Origin of the sequence: Vibrio sp. 10N.222.55.C6 (assembly GCF_041473395.1) — a bacterium.
GTDB classification, from domain to species: Bacteria; Pseudomonadota; Gammaproteobacteria; order Enterobacterales; family Vibrionaceae; genus Vibrio; species Vibrio crassostreae_C.
The window spans coordinates 36,831-51,881 of record NZ_JBFRSD010000034.1 but is presented as its reverse complement, the minus strand read 5'-3'; the positions used below and the strand labels follow the sequence as shown (position 1 = coordinate 51,881).

General features: G+C 42.3%; 12 protein-coding genes. 6 read left to right on the top strand and 6 right to left on the bottom strand.

Features of this window, described 5'->3' with window-relative positions; translation table 11 throughout:
* Positions 1–61 precede the first annotated feature (61 nt).
* Both AB4486_RS18210 and AB4486_RS18205 read left to right on the top strand, forming a co-directional pair.
* Positions 62–673, top strand: a complete 612-nt coding sequence (locus AB4486_RS18210) for a toxin-antitoxin system YwqK family antitoxin (RefSeq protein WP_017061462.1) — start codon at positions 62–64, stop codon at positions 671–673.
* A 1,321-nt stretch (positions 674–1,994) separates the two neighbouring features.
* Positions 1,995–2,708: an oligogalacturonate-specific porin KdgM family protein gene (locus tag AB4486_RS18205; RefSeq protein WP_010438391.1), complete on the top strand. Its 714-nt coding sequence runs from the start codon at positions 1,995–1,997 to the stop codon at positions 2,706–2,708.
* 134 nt (positions 2,709–2,842) lie between these two features.
* On the opposite strand, the gene AB4486_RS18200 is transcribed toward AB4486_RS18205, so the two are convergent.
* The 3 genes from AB4486_RS18200 to AB4486_RS18190 all read right to left on the bottom strand — a co-directional run bounded on the left by AB4486_RS18200 (position 2,843) and on the right by AB4486_RS18190 (position 6,444).
* Positions 2,843–3,586 (bottom strand): 3'-5' exonuclease, encoded by a 744-nt coding sequence (locus AB4486_RS18200; protein ID WP_102394492.1) that lies wholly within the window; start codon positions 3,584–3,586, stop codon positions 2,843–2,845.
* Positions 3,586–5,448 carry a DUF294 nucleotidyltransferase-like domain-containing protein gene (locus AB4486_RS18195; protein WP_372058034.1) on the bottom strand — a complete coding sequence of 621 codons (1,863 nt, stop codon included), beginning with the start codon at positions 5,446–5,448 and terminating at the stop codon, positions 3,586–3,588. The genes AB4486_RS18200 and AB4486_RS18195 overlap by 1 nt, the downstream gene beginning before the upstream one ends.
* Positions 5,449–5,724: 276 nt before the next feature.
* The gene (locus tag AB4486_RS18190) at positions 5,725–6,444 is read right to left on the bottom strand and encodes a FadR/GntR family transcriptional regulator (RefSeq protein ID WP_010438385.1); all 720 of its coding nucleotides are present in this window, start codon (positions 6,442–6,444) and stop codon (positions 5,725–5,727) included.
* 342 nt (positions 6,445–6,786) lie between these two features.
* On the opposite strand from AB4486_RS18190, the gene AB4486_RS18185 reads away from it, so the two are divergent.
* From AB4486_RS18185 to AB4486_RS18175, 3 genes are all read left to right on the top strand, one after another.
* Positions 6,787–7,563: an SDR family NAD(P)-dependent oxidoreductase gene (locus AB4486_RS18185; protein ID WP_102332124.1), complete on the top strand. Its 777-nt coding sequence runs from the start codon at positions 6,787–6,789 to the stop codon at positions 7,561–7,563.
* 174 nt (positions 7,564–7,737) lie between these two features.
* Positions 7,738–8,460 (top strand): FadR/GntR family transcriptional regulator, encoded by a 723-nt coding sequence (locus AB4486_RS18180; protein ID WP_017063624.1) that lies wholly within the window; start codon positions 7,738–7,740, stop codon positions 8,458–8,460.
* A 148-nt stretch (positions 8,461–8,608) separates the two neighbouring features.
* Positions 8,609–9,976 carry an MATE family efflux transporter gene (locus tag AB4486_RS18175; RefSeq protein ID WP_080582237.1) on the top strand — a complete coding sequence of 456 codons (1,368 nt, stop codon included), beginning with the start codon at positions 8,609–8,611 and terminating at the stop codon, positions 9,974–9,976.
* A gap of 230 nt (positions 9,977–10,206) precedes the next feature.
* Here the strand turns inward: AB4486_RS18175 and AB4486_RS18170 are convergent, their stop codons facing one another.
* Positions 10,207–11,244 (bottom strand): polysaccharide lyase family 7 protein, encoded by a 1,038-nt coding sequence (locus AB4486_RS18170; RefSeq protein WP_102332123.1) that lies wholly within the window; start codon positions 11,242–11,244, stop codon positions 10,207–10,209.
* A 538-nt stretch (positions 11,245–11,782) separates the two neighbouring features.
* Here AB4486_RS18170 and AB4486_RS18165 point away from each other — a divergent pair.
* Complete coding sequence (locus AB4486_RS18165; RefSeq protein ID WP_114633649.1) at positions 11,783–12,541, top strand: oligogalacturonate-specific porin KdgM family protein; 759 nt, start codon at positions 11,783–11,785, stop codon at positions 12,539–12,541.
* A 209-nt stretch (positions 12,542–12,750) separates the two neighbouring features.
* On the opposite strand, the gene AB4486_RS18160 is transcribed toward AB4486_RS18165, so the two are convergent.
* Both AB4486_RS18160 and AB4486_RS18155 read right to left on the bottom strand, forming a co-directional pair.
* Positions 12,751–12,960 (bottom strand): hypothetical protein, encoded by a 210-nt coding sequence (locus AB4486_RS18160; protein ID WP_372118025.1) that lies wholly within the window; start codon positions 12,958–12,960, stop codon positions 12,751–12,753.
* 228 nt (positions 12,961–13,188) lie between these two features.
* A complete protein-coding gene (locus AB4486_RS18155; RefSeq protein ID WP_372118022.1) occupies positions 13,189–14,757 on the bottom strand; it encodes a polysaccharide lyase family 7 protein in 1,569 nt (522 codons plus the stop codon).
* Between the last annotated feature and the right edge of the window lie 294 nt (positions 14,758–15,051).

Genomic DNA, 15,051 nt, shown 5'->3' with positions numbered 1-15,051 from the left:
GGAAGTGAAATGCTTTTAACACACCCGTTACACTTTCCCCGTCCAATAAAAAGGTGTCATTATGAAGAAATACGTTCCAATCTTAATTGCTCTTAGTACGGTATCTTCTATGAGCTATGCAGCAACACCGCGTGAAGATGCTGTTGACTACTTACAGATGCGTAAAGGCGTGGCTTACCAAGTAAACCATTCAAAACCTTTCACTGGTCAATTTGAAGAGAAGTTCGATAACGGCCAAGTCGCGACCCAAGCTCAGTTTGCCGATGGCTTAGAACTTGGGCTAGAAACTAACTGGTATCCGAATGGCCAAGTCGCTTCTAAAGTGAATTACGTAAAAGGTGAACTGCAAGGCAAAGCTGAAACCTGGTATCCAAACGGACAGAAAAAAGCAGAACTCAATTATAAAGACAATGAACTATCAGGCACCGCCTCTCGCTGGTATCCCAATGGGGAACAAAGCTTGACAGCTGAATACAGCGACGGACAAAAAGATGGATTGGTAACGGACTACTACCCGAACGGTAATAAGGCCAGCCAAGCGAAGTTTGATGAAGGTGAAGTCGCGAACGGAAAACTTACTCGCTGGAATACTAACGGTGACAAAGTGGAAGAACTGACCTTTAAAGATCACAAAGTCACCTCTAAACAGGTGTGGATGCCTACAGAAAGCTAAGCCTCAAGAACAGCTCTCACGGAGCTCTTTGATATAACTAAACGCCTGCTGTTAAAGTTTGCAGCTACACGTCTGCAACTAAGAGACAAGAGAAGAGAAGAGAAGGGAAACGAACATTCATGTGATTAAGCGTGAATGTTCGTGGCTTTGATGCTGTAACAGACTCACTTGAGCGTGTTGTCATCAACCTAAAAGCCTATTCTTAAGCCGCGGTTTACACGCTTATTGAGCCGCACACGACTCTCTACTCAAATTTCAAATAAAAAAACGCTCATGTTGCCTGTATCAACATGAGCGCAAAGGTAGATCTTCGACTACCATCTCCTACCTTTCTAAAGGAAAGCAGAAGTTATAATTAGAATAGTTGGGAGCAATAATCAAAATGCTCTTACAAGCACTTCAACGATTTCTTCTTTTTCATCAGTTTAGAGCGACTATATCCAATCGTTCTAACTCCGATCTCTATAGCAGGCTGTGTAACTGCCTTGCCTACTACACTTCAAACCTTTTTTGATTGAGGCTTTTTATCCCCTCACGGCAAATACATCGTACTTTTAGGTATGTTAACTTTTAGACTATCTTCGCTTTTAGACTATCTTCGCTTTTAAACTATCTTCGCTTTTAAACAAAGCCTTAGCCTTAAAACCATCATCCCAATGCAGCTATGAACCATAAGTTCATCCATTCACGTCGGTAGTCACTTAAAACTAACCGACAGAATCACTACCTAAAACCATACAGATGCATGTGCACCTGTTTAACGTACTGACGATATGAGTTGCCACATAAAGTTAGTAAATAATAATGTATTACAAATAAAAATGACAACTAAAGATTCAATTTTTTGCTGTAGCGCACATTTATTGATAGACAAAACTCAGAAAATTAACATAACCTGAAAAATAACCATTAAAAAACAAAGGCTTAATTCAAACCCTAACTTTGTAACCCTTTGTAAATAGTGGTTTTATCATGACAACACGATCTAATTCACAGAACCTCACCATTCTAATCGCTAGCATATTTGTAGTATTTTAATTCAAAAGAAAGAGTAACCCTACACACGAAAACAAACGTCATCGCATTGAGCGTATAACTCCGCTTTACCTAAAAGCCGGCGTTGCTAGGGAAAACCCTGAATGGTGAAACTGGCAACTTAGACAGACTTTAGCAAGTTCACAATGAAAAAGAACTTAGCGGAAATATGGGCTCAGCGCGACGTAGAACGACTTTACCCAAAACTTTAATCCCAATACAACAAAGGGCTCAACGTTGGTCCTTTATTAACCATTTTTTATTTAGATACAGTGGAAACAATAAAATGATAAAAACGAATAAAGTAACGCTTGCAGTATTAGCAACTCTTTTTGCAGGCAGCGTGTCTGCGGCATCACTAGATTTTCGTGAAGAGTACAAGCACGATTCGGAAGAATGGGCTGGTCGAGTGAAAATTGGTGGTAGCACAGGTAATCATTACTACGGCGTAGAAATGAAGCACAAGGGTAACCTAAGCGAACTTCAACGTGGTGATAACGAATTTGAATACGGCTACCACTTCAAATTCGATAACAACTGGCGTGTAACAACTTCAATGCCGATTACTTTCGGTGATGAAGCGGTAACTTACAAACCGCAAGTACGTGTTCAATACAAATTTGATTCAGGTGTAACAACGAAACTTCGTTACCGCCATGAGTTCCGCAATTATGCATCAGGTAAAACTTCAACAGGCCTTGATGGTAAGCAACACGACTCATTAAATGCCGGTAAAATTACGGGTAATATCGATTACAACTGGAACGCTTGGCAGTTTGGCTTTGAAGCAAACTACAAAGAAGATTTCTTTAATGACGAATGGAAAATGGGTAACAACGGCGAGTACGAGTGGGACTACAACATGAAGATCGGCTACAAAGAAGCAGATTGGAGCTGGCGCCCATACGTAGAATTTGGCAACGTTCAATGTACAAGTGATACGGTGTGTGACTCAAGCCGTCAACTACGTAGCCGTGTAGGTATTACTTACAGCTTCTAATCGATAGCTACATGAATAATCTAAGATAATTACTGTCCTAATTTTCTAAGACCTAAACAAAAGCCAGCTTAATCGCTGGCTTTTTTTCCTTTAAAATCAGTAAAATAAGAGCCGCGCACTTGCAGCTCTTTTTCCTAGTGACTAATCCGATAGAGAAAGGCAACGGTCACATTATCGTTAGGCACAACTCGCTTCTGCTGAGCCAAAAACAATTCCGCTGTCGAAACGGCATCGGCTAATGCATTGTGGCTGTTGTACTCAGGAAGCCCGTACCTTTCGCGAGTCCCTGCCAAGGTTAAATCGACTTCTTCATGATTGCTGATCGCTTTCTCCATGCTTTTCTCAATACACAAGGTATCAAGCCAAAGCAGAGGAATCGCTCTTAAACCGTAGCAGCGAAGAAGGTATTGGCTAATGAACTTCTCTTCGACTACACACGCGTGCGCGACGATAATCTTGCCTTTCGCTGCTTCGAAGAAAGCGAGCATCGCATCATGAATAGATGCGCCCTCTTCCAGCATCTGTGGTGTGATGTGGTTAATCACCGCAGTTTCAGCGTTAATCTGAGAATCATTGTTCAGGTAGATATGCTTGGCAGAAGCCAAATCGATTCGTCCTTTCACCACATCGACCCATCCCATAGACAAGATAAGATCTTGTTCGCTGTCTAAGCCTGTGGTTTCGAGATCCAACACGATATAGTCGCTGTCTTTGGCCAAATCCGTCATTTCAGGACAAGGCTGTTCTACCAGATCATGTAACGCTTCTGGCAGCTTAACCGTACCCAAATATTGCTTACGCTTGCGTTTAATTCGTTCAAGCGGGTGAAAATAGTTTAGCATTCGTTTTAAACATTTATTAGTTGAACATAGCTTCATTAACGTGCTCCGAAACGAATTTTCGCCGCTTCTTGAAGGTCAGCAATGATCCTAAAGGCATCTTTCAAGTGTTTACGCTCAAAGCTACCAAAGCTATCTGGGTTGATGTTGTTGTCAGGCACATCCCCGTTCTTCAGCGCTTCAAGTTGATGGCCAAAACGGAAAGAGAGAATGAACTGGTAAGCACCCAGAATGTTCTTGAATGCATCGTCGCTCAGCATGCCTTTTTCATTGGCAGCAGCGAAACGTTCGTCAGTCGCCGACAAATCGCACTCCACAGCAAGGCCATAAATACGCGCTAAGTCGATAATCAAGTTGATCGCGTACTTCTTCACGTTCAACGTTTTCTTATTCTCACCTGACTTCTCTAGCACTAAGCTATTGAAGATGCCAAGTGGCGGGTTGGTATTGACCGCGTCTTTCACTAGCGTGCTTAAAAACTCGCGGTTACCGCGAATATTGCTATGCAGCTCATCGCGCAGAATACCTTCGAACTCACTGTTGCCGTAGATAGTACGAATTTCTAGGAACACACTGATATTAAGCAAGCGTTCGTACTCTGGGTTAGCCACCCACTTCTTGTAGTAGTGCTTCCATACACTGAGTGGCTGACACCATTTTGGCGTCGCAGCCATGAATTTACCTGGACATAATGGGTAGTGACAGCTTGCTAAGCCGTTGGTCACCATCATCGATAAGTGTTTGAAGTAAATACGGTCACTGTCGGTTGCATCGTCAGCAAGAACAATCGCGCTGTCTTGGTCCGACAACATGTGCACTTCATTACGTGCGTGCGATCCGGCTACGATCCAAGAGAAATCACACGGTGGTGGGCCTAACTTATCAATCGCTATTTGAATCAATCGACGGGTGTAGGCGTCCATAATCATGGTCATTACCTTGCCGACGGTTTCAGGCGCCACTTTACCTTCCACCAGCGCTTCAAAAATAGCTTGTCGCTCTGAGGTGAACGAAGACATGGTTTTCACGCTGCCCGCGTATTTGATTTTCTCGATCAAGAATATCGCTTGAACACGGTGGTTTTGAACCAAATGAGACGTAGTAAGAAGACCAACGACCTTATTCTCTTTCACAACGGGCAAGTTACGGATATTAAATTGCATCATGATAGAGGCCGCATGCAGCACCAGATCATCCGGTTTTACAGTAAGTGGAGAGTGCGTCATTACCTCTGAGATCAGGCTATCAGTACTCACGCCGTGGGCAATCACTCGCTTAGTCATGTCTCGGTCGGTGATCAAACCAACAATGGTTTCACCTTCATAGATCACGGCACACGGTGAGCGTTGATGAAGCATTTCAACCGCAACCGACTGGATGGTTTGCTCAGACTTAACAATTGCCACCTGTCCGCTTGCGACTTCTTCAACCTTACGAATGAACAAGCCTTTCTCTTTGTTTGACCAAACCACATCCAGTGCCGATTTCAAACGAACTTGGGCCTGTGAAGCAAAATGCTCAGCACAACTTGGAAAAGCTTTGAAAAGTGTTTGAAGCGCCGAGTGTGGAATAACATAAAGTAAGGTGTTTTCAATTGCGACAGCTCTATAGCCTTTATCATCATTAACTTCAGAATCTAAGAACGTGAAGCCGAACAGATCTTCACTGCCTAACCGTGCACGAAGCACACCGTCCGATTTTCTTTGCTCCATAGATCCTGTTCGAATGATATAGAGCGACTTTTCTTTTCCTGACTCGCATAGATCGACGACATCCCCTTTGGCTAGATAGGTAATCTGAACATTAAAAGCGAGGTCACGAAGCGCTTCTTTAGGGATCTTATCGAAAGGGTCTATCTGACCGATGAACTGAAGAATATTTGGCAATAGAGACTGAGGCATATAATCACACTCGCATTAATTTGATTAGTATTATTATATAACTAACAATGCTGGTTACTAGCGGTTTTAGCAAAACAACGCACATAAGACTAAATATTGGACATCGGTCAAGTTTTCATCAATTTTGGATGTAAAAAAAGCACGTATTAAACGTGCTTTCAATAGATAACTGTCTGTAGTAACAGCAATTTTAGGTTGACTCCACTAGGTATCCAGAGCAACGCTCGATAGAAACGGCTAAGACCTTAGAGTTGAAACCTCACCCAAAACACTAAGCTAGCTTGCTACTGGCAATCTGTGATTAGTATCTAATAGATGACTTGCAGAAGCTTGGCGTGCTTTATCACTGTTACCCGCCATGATTGCTTCATAAATTTGACGGTGTTCATTAATACACGTACTTCCCTCTTCTGAAGAATGAGAAATAAAGTTAACAAACATTGTCGTTAAGATATTGCCAAATGGAAGGTAAAAGTCATTACCTGTTGCATTGAAGATGAGGCTATGGAATTTCATATCAATATCTAGCCAACTGTCTTGGTTAAACTCTTCAGCACCTGATATTTCTACCATCTGTTGGAAAATGCCCGACAGTTCAATGCGTTGTTCAGCGCTCGCGAACTGAGCAGCCAATGCACATGCTTCTGGTTCAATCGCGCGACGTAAGCCCAAAAACTGATGACAGAATTGGTCTGTATCTGCCAAACCATCCATCCATTCGATCAATTGCGGGTCTAAAAAGTTCCAGAACGCACGGTCAACAACGCGAGTACCGATCTTTGGTCGAGATTCTAGTAGGCCTTTTGAAGTAAGAAGCTTAACCGCTTCTCTTAATGCAGTCCTACTAATTCCAAATTGCTCACACAGAGCCATTTCACCAGGAATGATAGAGCCTTGAGGCAAATTGCCCGACAAAATACCACGTGCGATTTCACGTGCAACTTGCACATGAAGGCTTCGCTTAGAGCCTGAAATCGAATTGAAAGAGCCAGCCATGTGTCTACTTACTTATTAGATATGTATTATTTAACTCTGACTATAGCACTGATTTATATCTGCACCAACTAAGTATAAGAATAACGTGAGGTCACTACCAGTAAAGGTTGGAGCAATATTTCACAAACCTGCTCATCTTTAGGTTTATAAAACCAATTCAACCTATTAATTCATACAAATAGTTCTCATTTACTATTTCAATGTATGCGTGAACTCACAAAACCACCCTTACTCTCACTATTTATGTCGGTAATAACCCGTTTTTAGATAAACACCCTTGAATATAGCAAGTGTTATTGTATGATTTATTGGCGTGAATAATCTACAATATAGGCGGCTCTGATGTTTAACGATTTAAAAGGCAAACGCATTCTAATTACTGGCTCTACTGCTGGTATGGGTTTAGCTACCGCACGTGTCTTTGCAAAATACGGCGCAAAAATCGGCATCAATAGTCGTGCTTTCAGCCCAAAAGTCGATGACGTTCTATCTGAACTTACCGCACTGGGTGGCGATGTTGCCTTTTTTCCTGCAAACCTAATGGACACATTAGAGTGCGAAAGGTTAGTCAAAGAGTTCACTGATCATTTTGGTGGCATGGACGTGTTGATTAACAACGCCGGTGGCCTTGGTGGTCGCGCCAATCTAGAAAATATCGATGATGAGTTTTATGAGCGCGTAATGAACCTTAATGTTCGCTCTGCGCTGATGACAACCAAGTTCTCTATTCCTCACTTACGTGCGTCTGCCGCAGAGTCTGGCCAAACATCGAGTGTTATTAGCACGGGTTCGATTGCCGCTCGTGAAGGTGGTGGTGTGGGTGCTGGTGTATATGCCGCATCGAAAGCTTGGTTACACGATATCCATCGGAACTGGGTAAAAGAATTTGCTAAAGACAATATCCGTTTCAACATAGTTTCACCAGGCACTATCGATACCGCATTTCATGACGGCAAAAGCGATGAGCTAAAGTCGACCATTGCTAGCAATATCCCTATGGGTCGCTTTGGCAGTATTGAAGAAGTAGCACCTACTTTTGCTTTCTTTGCCTCACATGCTTGCAGCGGTTACATCACAGGTCAAATCCTAGATGTTAACGGCGGACAAATAACGCCCTAGTTAGCTGGTTTATATAAGCTCACTCAGCGATTTAAGTTCGCCACACTATATAAGGTTAACAGACCCGAGTAGATGAGGGAAAACCTCACACTAAATTCGACGTATACACTGACACTAAACACCAGATTCGTCTGGCTTTTAGTGTTTTCAAAGTTTCAATTTCAGGTGGTTTAAATGTCAATATTTACATTGGTGGAAGATTCAAGCCGCCGAATTCATGTTCAAGTGGCGAGACAAATTGCTCGCAAGATCTTGTCAGGCGAGTTAGAAGAAAATCAAAAGTTACCCAGCGAAATGGAGCTGTGCGAAATCTTTGGAGTGAGCAGAACTGCCCTTCGAGAATCAACTAAGCTACTTTCGGCAAAAGGTTTAATCGAGTCGAAGCCAAAAGTGGGCACTCGTATCAAACCGAGAACACAGTGGCACTTCTTGGACCCGCAATTGCTGTACTGGATCCAAGATTTAGAAGATACTAAACCCTTCTTGTCTCAATTTTTAGGCTTAAGAAAAGCGATTGACCCGGAAGCGTGTGCGCTCGCTGCAACCAATGCAACTGTAGAGCAACGCAAAGAGCTTTCGATTCTTTTCCAGAAAATGACCATCGCAGCAAATAGCTTCGATTATGAAGAGTGGACGACCAACGATCACCTGTTTCACCAAACGATTTTCTTATCGACAGGTAATCAATTTTACATTCCATTCGCGAACATTCTGTCGACTATCTTCAAGCAGTTTATCGACCACTCCGCTGAAGGCGGTCGCTTCTGTTTAGAAGAACACAAAGCGATTTACGACGCAATAATGTCTGGCGATGCCAAGCAAGCTCGAATTGCTTCTCAAGTCCTGCTAGACGATGAGAACCAAAAGCTCTCTAGGGTTGAATTAGCCATCGCATAACCGAGATTAACCAAACTGACTTGTTTTTCAAAGACACAAGTCAGTCTTGTTTTAGCACCCATTTTTTAACCATCAACTACCGTAGTGTTTTCTTCTTTAAACGCTCTACTCCGCCACCTCAGAGAAAGCTTACGGTTATACACATAAGGTGTTGTTTGTGTCTTCACAATCGTACGTAAGGAAAAATTTCTCTCTCGCCTGGCCCCTCGCCTTAAACGGTATCTTGATGCAGTCGATGTTGATGATCGACACACTGCTTGTCTCTCCTCTTGGTGAAATCCCTTTAGCTGCAATGGGGATTGCGACGACTATCGTTGCCTTTGTACTGGGAATTCAAATGGCGCTGGCAAACGGTACTCAGTTAGTATTAAGCCGCGCAGTGGGCTCTGGCATCGCCGCATCATTATCTAAAGCATTTTGGGCAGGGTTATTTATCAACCTTGGCGTAGCAACACTATTTTGGCTTCTACTTACTTTTTTCGAACAACCCTTGATTCAAGCTTTAACAGATGACGCTTCCCTTCACTTAGAAATCAGCCGCTATCTAGACATCTCGAAATACATCGTTATTTTTACCGCGTTAACGCAGGTGATCATTGCTTTATTTAATGCGCTAGGCAGAACTAAAGTCCCATTCAAAGGTTACTTAATTGAACTGCCTATCAATGCTGTACTCTCATATGTGCTGATTCATGGTTTTTCTAATTTTGAAGGGATTGGAGTACAAGGCGCTGCATTAGGCAGCATTATTGCAATAACGATCCGCTTGCTGTATTTGGTTTTGTGCGTGCATTTAAGCTCAGCGATTTCACTCAAATTAGACGCTCAGCGCTCTGAATTCTTTACCAACGTTCGCCGTCACTTTATCGAAATATTCCCTGTAGCAGCGAACGTGACCATGCTTTTGATTGGCGCAACGATATATCAATTGTTGTATTCGCAACTTAACATCAACGCTTACGTAGCGATTACTTTGGTGATGCCTTGGATTAGGGCTGTCTCTCAATTTATTACCGCTTGGGCTCACTCTTCCGCAATTACTATCAGCCAAGCGATTGGCTCTAAAAAGATGGATGACCTAGTCAAAAACGTCGATACCAGTATTGATATTGCGGTCGTCATTTCTTTTGTGTGTGCAATCTTGTTCGCAGGATTAAGTCTGGTCATTGGTGACATTTACCCGAACTTGGATGAGTCTACCTATCAAGCATTGGCCGTTATCGCCCCACTCTACATCTTCTTGCCGATTGTCCGTGGCTACAACACGGTTCATGGGAATGTATTAAGAGCACTAGGAAAAACGACCGCAGTCTTCAAAATCAACTTTACTGGTCAATGGGTAATTTCAATTCCATTGTGTGCATTGATCATCTTTGGTTTAGATGGCTCTATCTTTTGGGCCTTTGCTATCCAACCATTCGAAGAAGTCGTTAAAGCTTTCCCATTCCGTCACTTAGCTCGAAAGTCTCTAAAGGAGTTTGATGCCGACAAAGCTAAAGAGTTGATGTATGACTAAGTCCGGTATCGAGTCGCCGTCCTAAAATCTTTCTACGCTTTCTGATTACAACCTTGTCTTTTGACAAGGTTGTATTGTTTCAGCTGTACCGTTCATTGGTAAGCTTCATTGTACTCTCGCTGATACCCGGCTCATCTTAAATCTCATAGAAAACAAAAAGACCACTCAACATTCGGTTCAGTGGTCTTCGAAAACATTCCTTAAGGCCTGTTTCTAACTAGCCTTATGTACTATTTGCCGTTCAACTTTAGTGCCGAGAAAGTCACACTGTTATAGTCGCCATTCTTTTTATCGACAGCGAAATCGCCAGTACCGCCACAACCTGGCCCCCATACAGGGTGAGAATCGCTCACGCTACATTGGCCGTATGCGCCCGCTTTGTAATAGAAATCATCTTCAGCATAACCCGTTGGTGAATCAAGCTCATCAATACCCTTGCTCAGATCGATTTCATACTTAACCGTATCGTGACGTTCTGTTTCAAACGTTAGGTACATCATGGTGCCTTTCACTTCCACTTTGTAGCTAAACTCTTCACCAAGAGCAATGCCTGCTTCACCCGGTTCCGCTGGGTTTTCCCAAGTGTTACCCCAAACAGGGTAAGCTATATCGGCACGGTTAGGATCTTTTTTCTCTAGGTTACGCTCATAGTTCCAAAATACTGAACCCATTTCTTGGTCAGGAAACTTCTTATAGAAGATCTTTAGTGGTTCATTACCATGCCCATAACCGGTTCCAGCTTTGATTAGCTCGTTGTGTTTTTTAGCATGAATCTGACCAACAACCACCGAGTGAGCTGGGTACTTTTCTGGGAACTTAGCGTTAACTGAGACGTGATTAACTTTTAATGTCGCTTCTAATGTTCCGCCAACAGCACTGTATTCACTAGCCGCTGGGTGACTCGACAGTGCCCACTGGTTTCCTTTATCAGCCGTATCGATAGAGAAATCTGCGCCTCTTGGCATTTGTCGTAATTCAGAACGCGCATTCTTCGAGTTTTTCGTCGTAATCGCTTGGTTCTGCACTTCAAATACAAGGTTGCCGTCTTTATCAAGATGGAAGAAATCACTATGTGAGTAGCTCATCATGGCTACCCCTTCTATTTCATCAACACGACCATCTTCATTAATATCTGAAGGTATGGTTATTTTCCAATTATGCATATCGAATTTATCGGCAGGTACGGGGGAAGAAACACCGTTATTTGCGAAAGTAACCATTGGTACAGTCGCTAATAGCGCCACTGCTAATATGTTTTTCTTAAACATGACTCATCCTTTATTGTTAACAGATACCGAGTACACACTCAGTACAGAAACCACTTTTGAACACGAATTAGTACTAAATATTTTCTCTTCGACTTAAATAAGCCAACCGATAAATAGAATTTACATTTAGCCATTTTGTAACTTTTATTAAACATCTGGCTATGGTTTATATTTATGCCTCTCAACATGCTCCCTATGTTTAAGCCACGATGGTTAAAATCATCATTATTAACATATAGAAACACTTAATATTTGTATTATTTTAACACATGCAAAAAAGTGAGTTTCTAAGGTTTGTGAATATGAGAAGTACGTCATGATTGATTTAATACACAAGCCCTAAATTGAGATATTCATAACATTTAGCTATATATTTGGGCCATTAGTCAGAACTTTTTGATAGATCTCACAGAAATCTGACTCAATAATAAATACCATATTTGTCATACATTAATTTAATACCATGTAAGGTATTGGTTTGTGAGCCACGGGTACATTGGATGTATCCAGAATAAAAAAATAATAGTGAGACAAAGGTATGAACTCTGTTACAAAAATTGCTGCAATTGTTGCTACAACTCTTCTTGCAGGCACAGCGACTGGCGCAACTCTTGATTACCGTGCAGAACATAAGCATGAAGACGATAAATACGCGCATCGTATTAAAATTGGCGGAAGTACGAAAATAGCAGACGAGACAAAGCTATATTTTAGCGTTGAACAAAAGTTCGCTCCAAATGCAGAAGGCGATATATATAACCAATTGGAACGCGGAGATTCTGAGTTTGATTGGGGTGTTCGTTATGCGTTAGATGAAAAGTGGTATTTGCAGCCAGGTATGCCTATTACGTTCGGCGATGAAAAAACAACATTTAAACCACAGTTTCGTGTTGGGTATAAAGCTGACTTCGGTCTAACAACGGCTCTTCGTTACCGTCATGAATTCCAAAACTACACAGACAGTTCAAGCAGTTCTCTCACAAAAGTTAACGGCGACAAAATAGCATTAGCTGGTGAGACTGTTCAGCAAGGTAAATTTACATTGACTGGCGCTTATAAATTCCAAGACGAAGATTTAAAAAACCTTCAATTAAGTTATGAGGCGAACTACGTCAAAAGCTACGAAGATCAAGTCAAAGCGAATGGTGAAGATTGGGAATGGGATTTAGGTGTAAAAATCGGCTATAAATTCGATAACCTAAGACCTTATGTTGAATTTTGGACATCAGATTACGGCTCAGCGGAAGAGAATGAACGTCAGTTAAAAACACGCGTTGGTGTTACATACTCATTTTAAACATGGTGACTATCCATTCTTTAAAAAGGCTTATAAATTTCTAAGCCTTTTTTATGGTTCATCGCGGCTTTCCGGGGAAAGCCGCTTTTATCTTCAGTAAGCATTTGTTCTATATATCTTTTTAGGCACTCCGTTATACGAGCTTAAAGCTCCAACCAAGATAGAGATTCTGTTTTTATGCCGCAGTTACGACACTTAATTCTTCGTGTTTAAACAGAAAGTTCAACAAGAACACCGAGCAACATGGTCTCTTTTACATGGCGCCATTGATACTCATGAATAGCCTCGGCCTCGATACCACAAAGGCACTTAGCCTCAGAGTTAGGTTTAAGAATCAGGGTAATAAGTGATGCTGTCTGATGAGACTTTATTATTTGAAAACCTTCCCAGAATGAAGGTAGGAAAGTATGATTCGGCATGAAAACGGTCGTTTGTGTATGGTTTTTGTTTGGCGACTAAACCATATCACTTACTGCCGTTTTTTTAGTTCCCGCTAATCCGCGTTGAACCTTTTTTATTGACGAAGTATCCTAAAACCCAAAACTTGTAGAGCGAAGCCTTAGGATTAAATAAAAGTAGTCCTATCGGTAATGAAAAAATGGCAGCTAATAATAGCTGCCATTTTAGTTGTAAATTCAACTTATTCATTATTCCTGATACTGATCGTGCGATACGTCTAGCTGGTAGAAAGTCGCTTGTGAGTAATCGTCTAGGTCGCCGCTGATGTTTTGGTTGTAAACACCGGCTTTGAAGTACATGTACTTGCCGCCAACGTCGTAGCCGCTGTTGCTCATGTCAACCACTTGTACAACGTCATCTTTGCCTTCACGCATTAGTGTAACCGTCATCGTGTTGCCTTTAACATCAATGCGGTAGCTGAACACTTCACCAAGCGCGATACCATCTTCGCCCACTTCAGCCGTCATATCGCCCACTAGAGGGTAGAAATCCTCTTTTGTTGCGTCTTGGCTTTCGTGTGCAAAGTAAACTGCGCCCGTTGGTTGGTTTGGCAATTTACGGTAGTACAAACGAATCGGCTCATCGTTTTGATCGTGAATCTGACCAATGATAAAGCGACCTACTTCATTCGCATTACCCGTTGTTGTCGCGTGGTCGATTTTCAATGTCGCTTCTAGAACGCCATCGATACCTGCCGCAGCTTCTAAATCAGATTCAGGTGCACTTGAGAATACCCAGTTGTTCTTGTTAACACCTTTCGTACTGATAGACTGGTCACCACGACGCATCATCTCACGAAGCTCAGTACGTGCGTACTTAGTGTTTTTAGAGGTACGTACACCTTTCACATAAGCCTTGAATACTAGGCCGCCATCGTCCGCTGTGTAGAAGATTTCTGGGTGCTGGTAACCGTTTGCAAGGTTCCACTCAGACACATCATCAGGCTTGCCGTTTTTGTCATGATCGAATGGCTGAGACAGGTACCAATGAGTCATGTCGAAGTTTTCGCTCGGTGCATTACCTGCAACTGGTGTTGCTGGTAGGCCTGTCGGAACAGGTAGTGCGCTGCGAGTATCACATTCAACTGACGTCTCACAAGGGTAAACCGCTGCTACGCCGAAGTTACCAGAGCGTAGATCTTTACGCGCTGCTTTACGTGCTTTTTCTGCCGCTTTCATTTCAGCGATAATAACTGCTTCTGCTGCTACCACGTCTGAAGTGATGATATGGCTAGCAGGACATGCGTTAATGCTACAGTTAACTGCGGCTAATCCTGTCACACTGTTCCAACCGTTTTTGGTGTTGCCGTGACCAACATATCTTACGTAACGTGCTTTTACCGCAGGCTCAAATTGGAAACGCTCAAGACCGATAGCTTTACCAGAACTCAGTTGGTTCTCAAGTACCGTCGTCCAGGTTTCACCATCGACACTCACTTGGATATCAAACTTAGATTGGCGCTCATTACCTTTACTGAAAGATGCTTGAACAGCGTCAAATTCTTGAACTGAACCATAATCTAGCATTGCCCACTCACCGTCACCCGCTGAAGACCAACGTGTAGTTAGGTCTTGGTCAACGAGACGATCAGGTCCGTTACCATCATGGCTACTAGCGGAAACAGCAACTGGCGTCAGAAGCGCTTCACCAGTTTCTTTGTTATTTGGAAAATCAGCAGTAGGCGTGCTCGTGCTCGCACAACCAACCGCAAGTAGAATAGAAGAAGCGAGTAAAGTTTTTAGAGTAATTTGTTTCATATTTAATCCATTATTATAATACAAAGACAGCGTTCGTAAGTGAAAGCTAAATCAGCAAACACGAGCTATAAGGCGATTCACCTATCAGTATTTGCGATAACATGAAAATATTACGTAATCTTATAATACAAATAAAACGCTTCGTTGGATAAATGAGACTAGGAACACTTTCCGATTTTTCCATACTTTAACTGGATCACATTTCCTATTGATAAAAGACAATATATAAGAATTGAGAATACGAAATGAGATAGCAAGGCCAGAACAAGCGAGCTGTAATCGTGTGTATTTTCA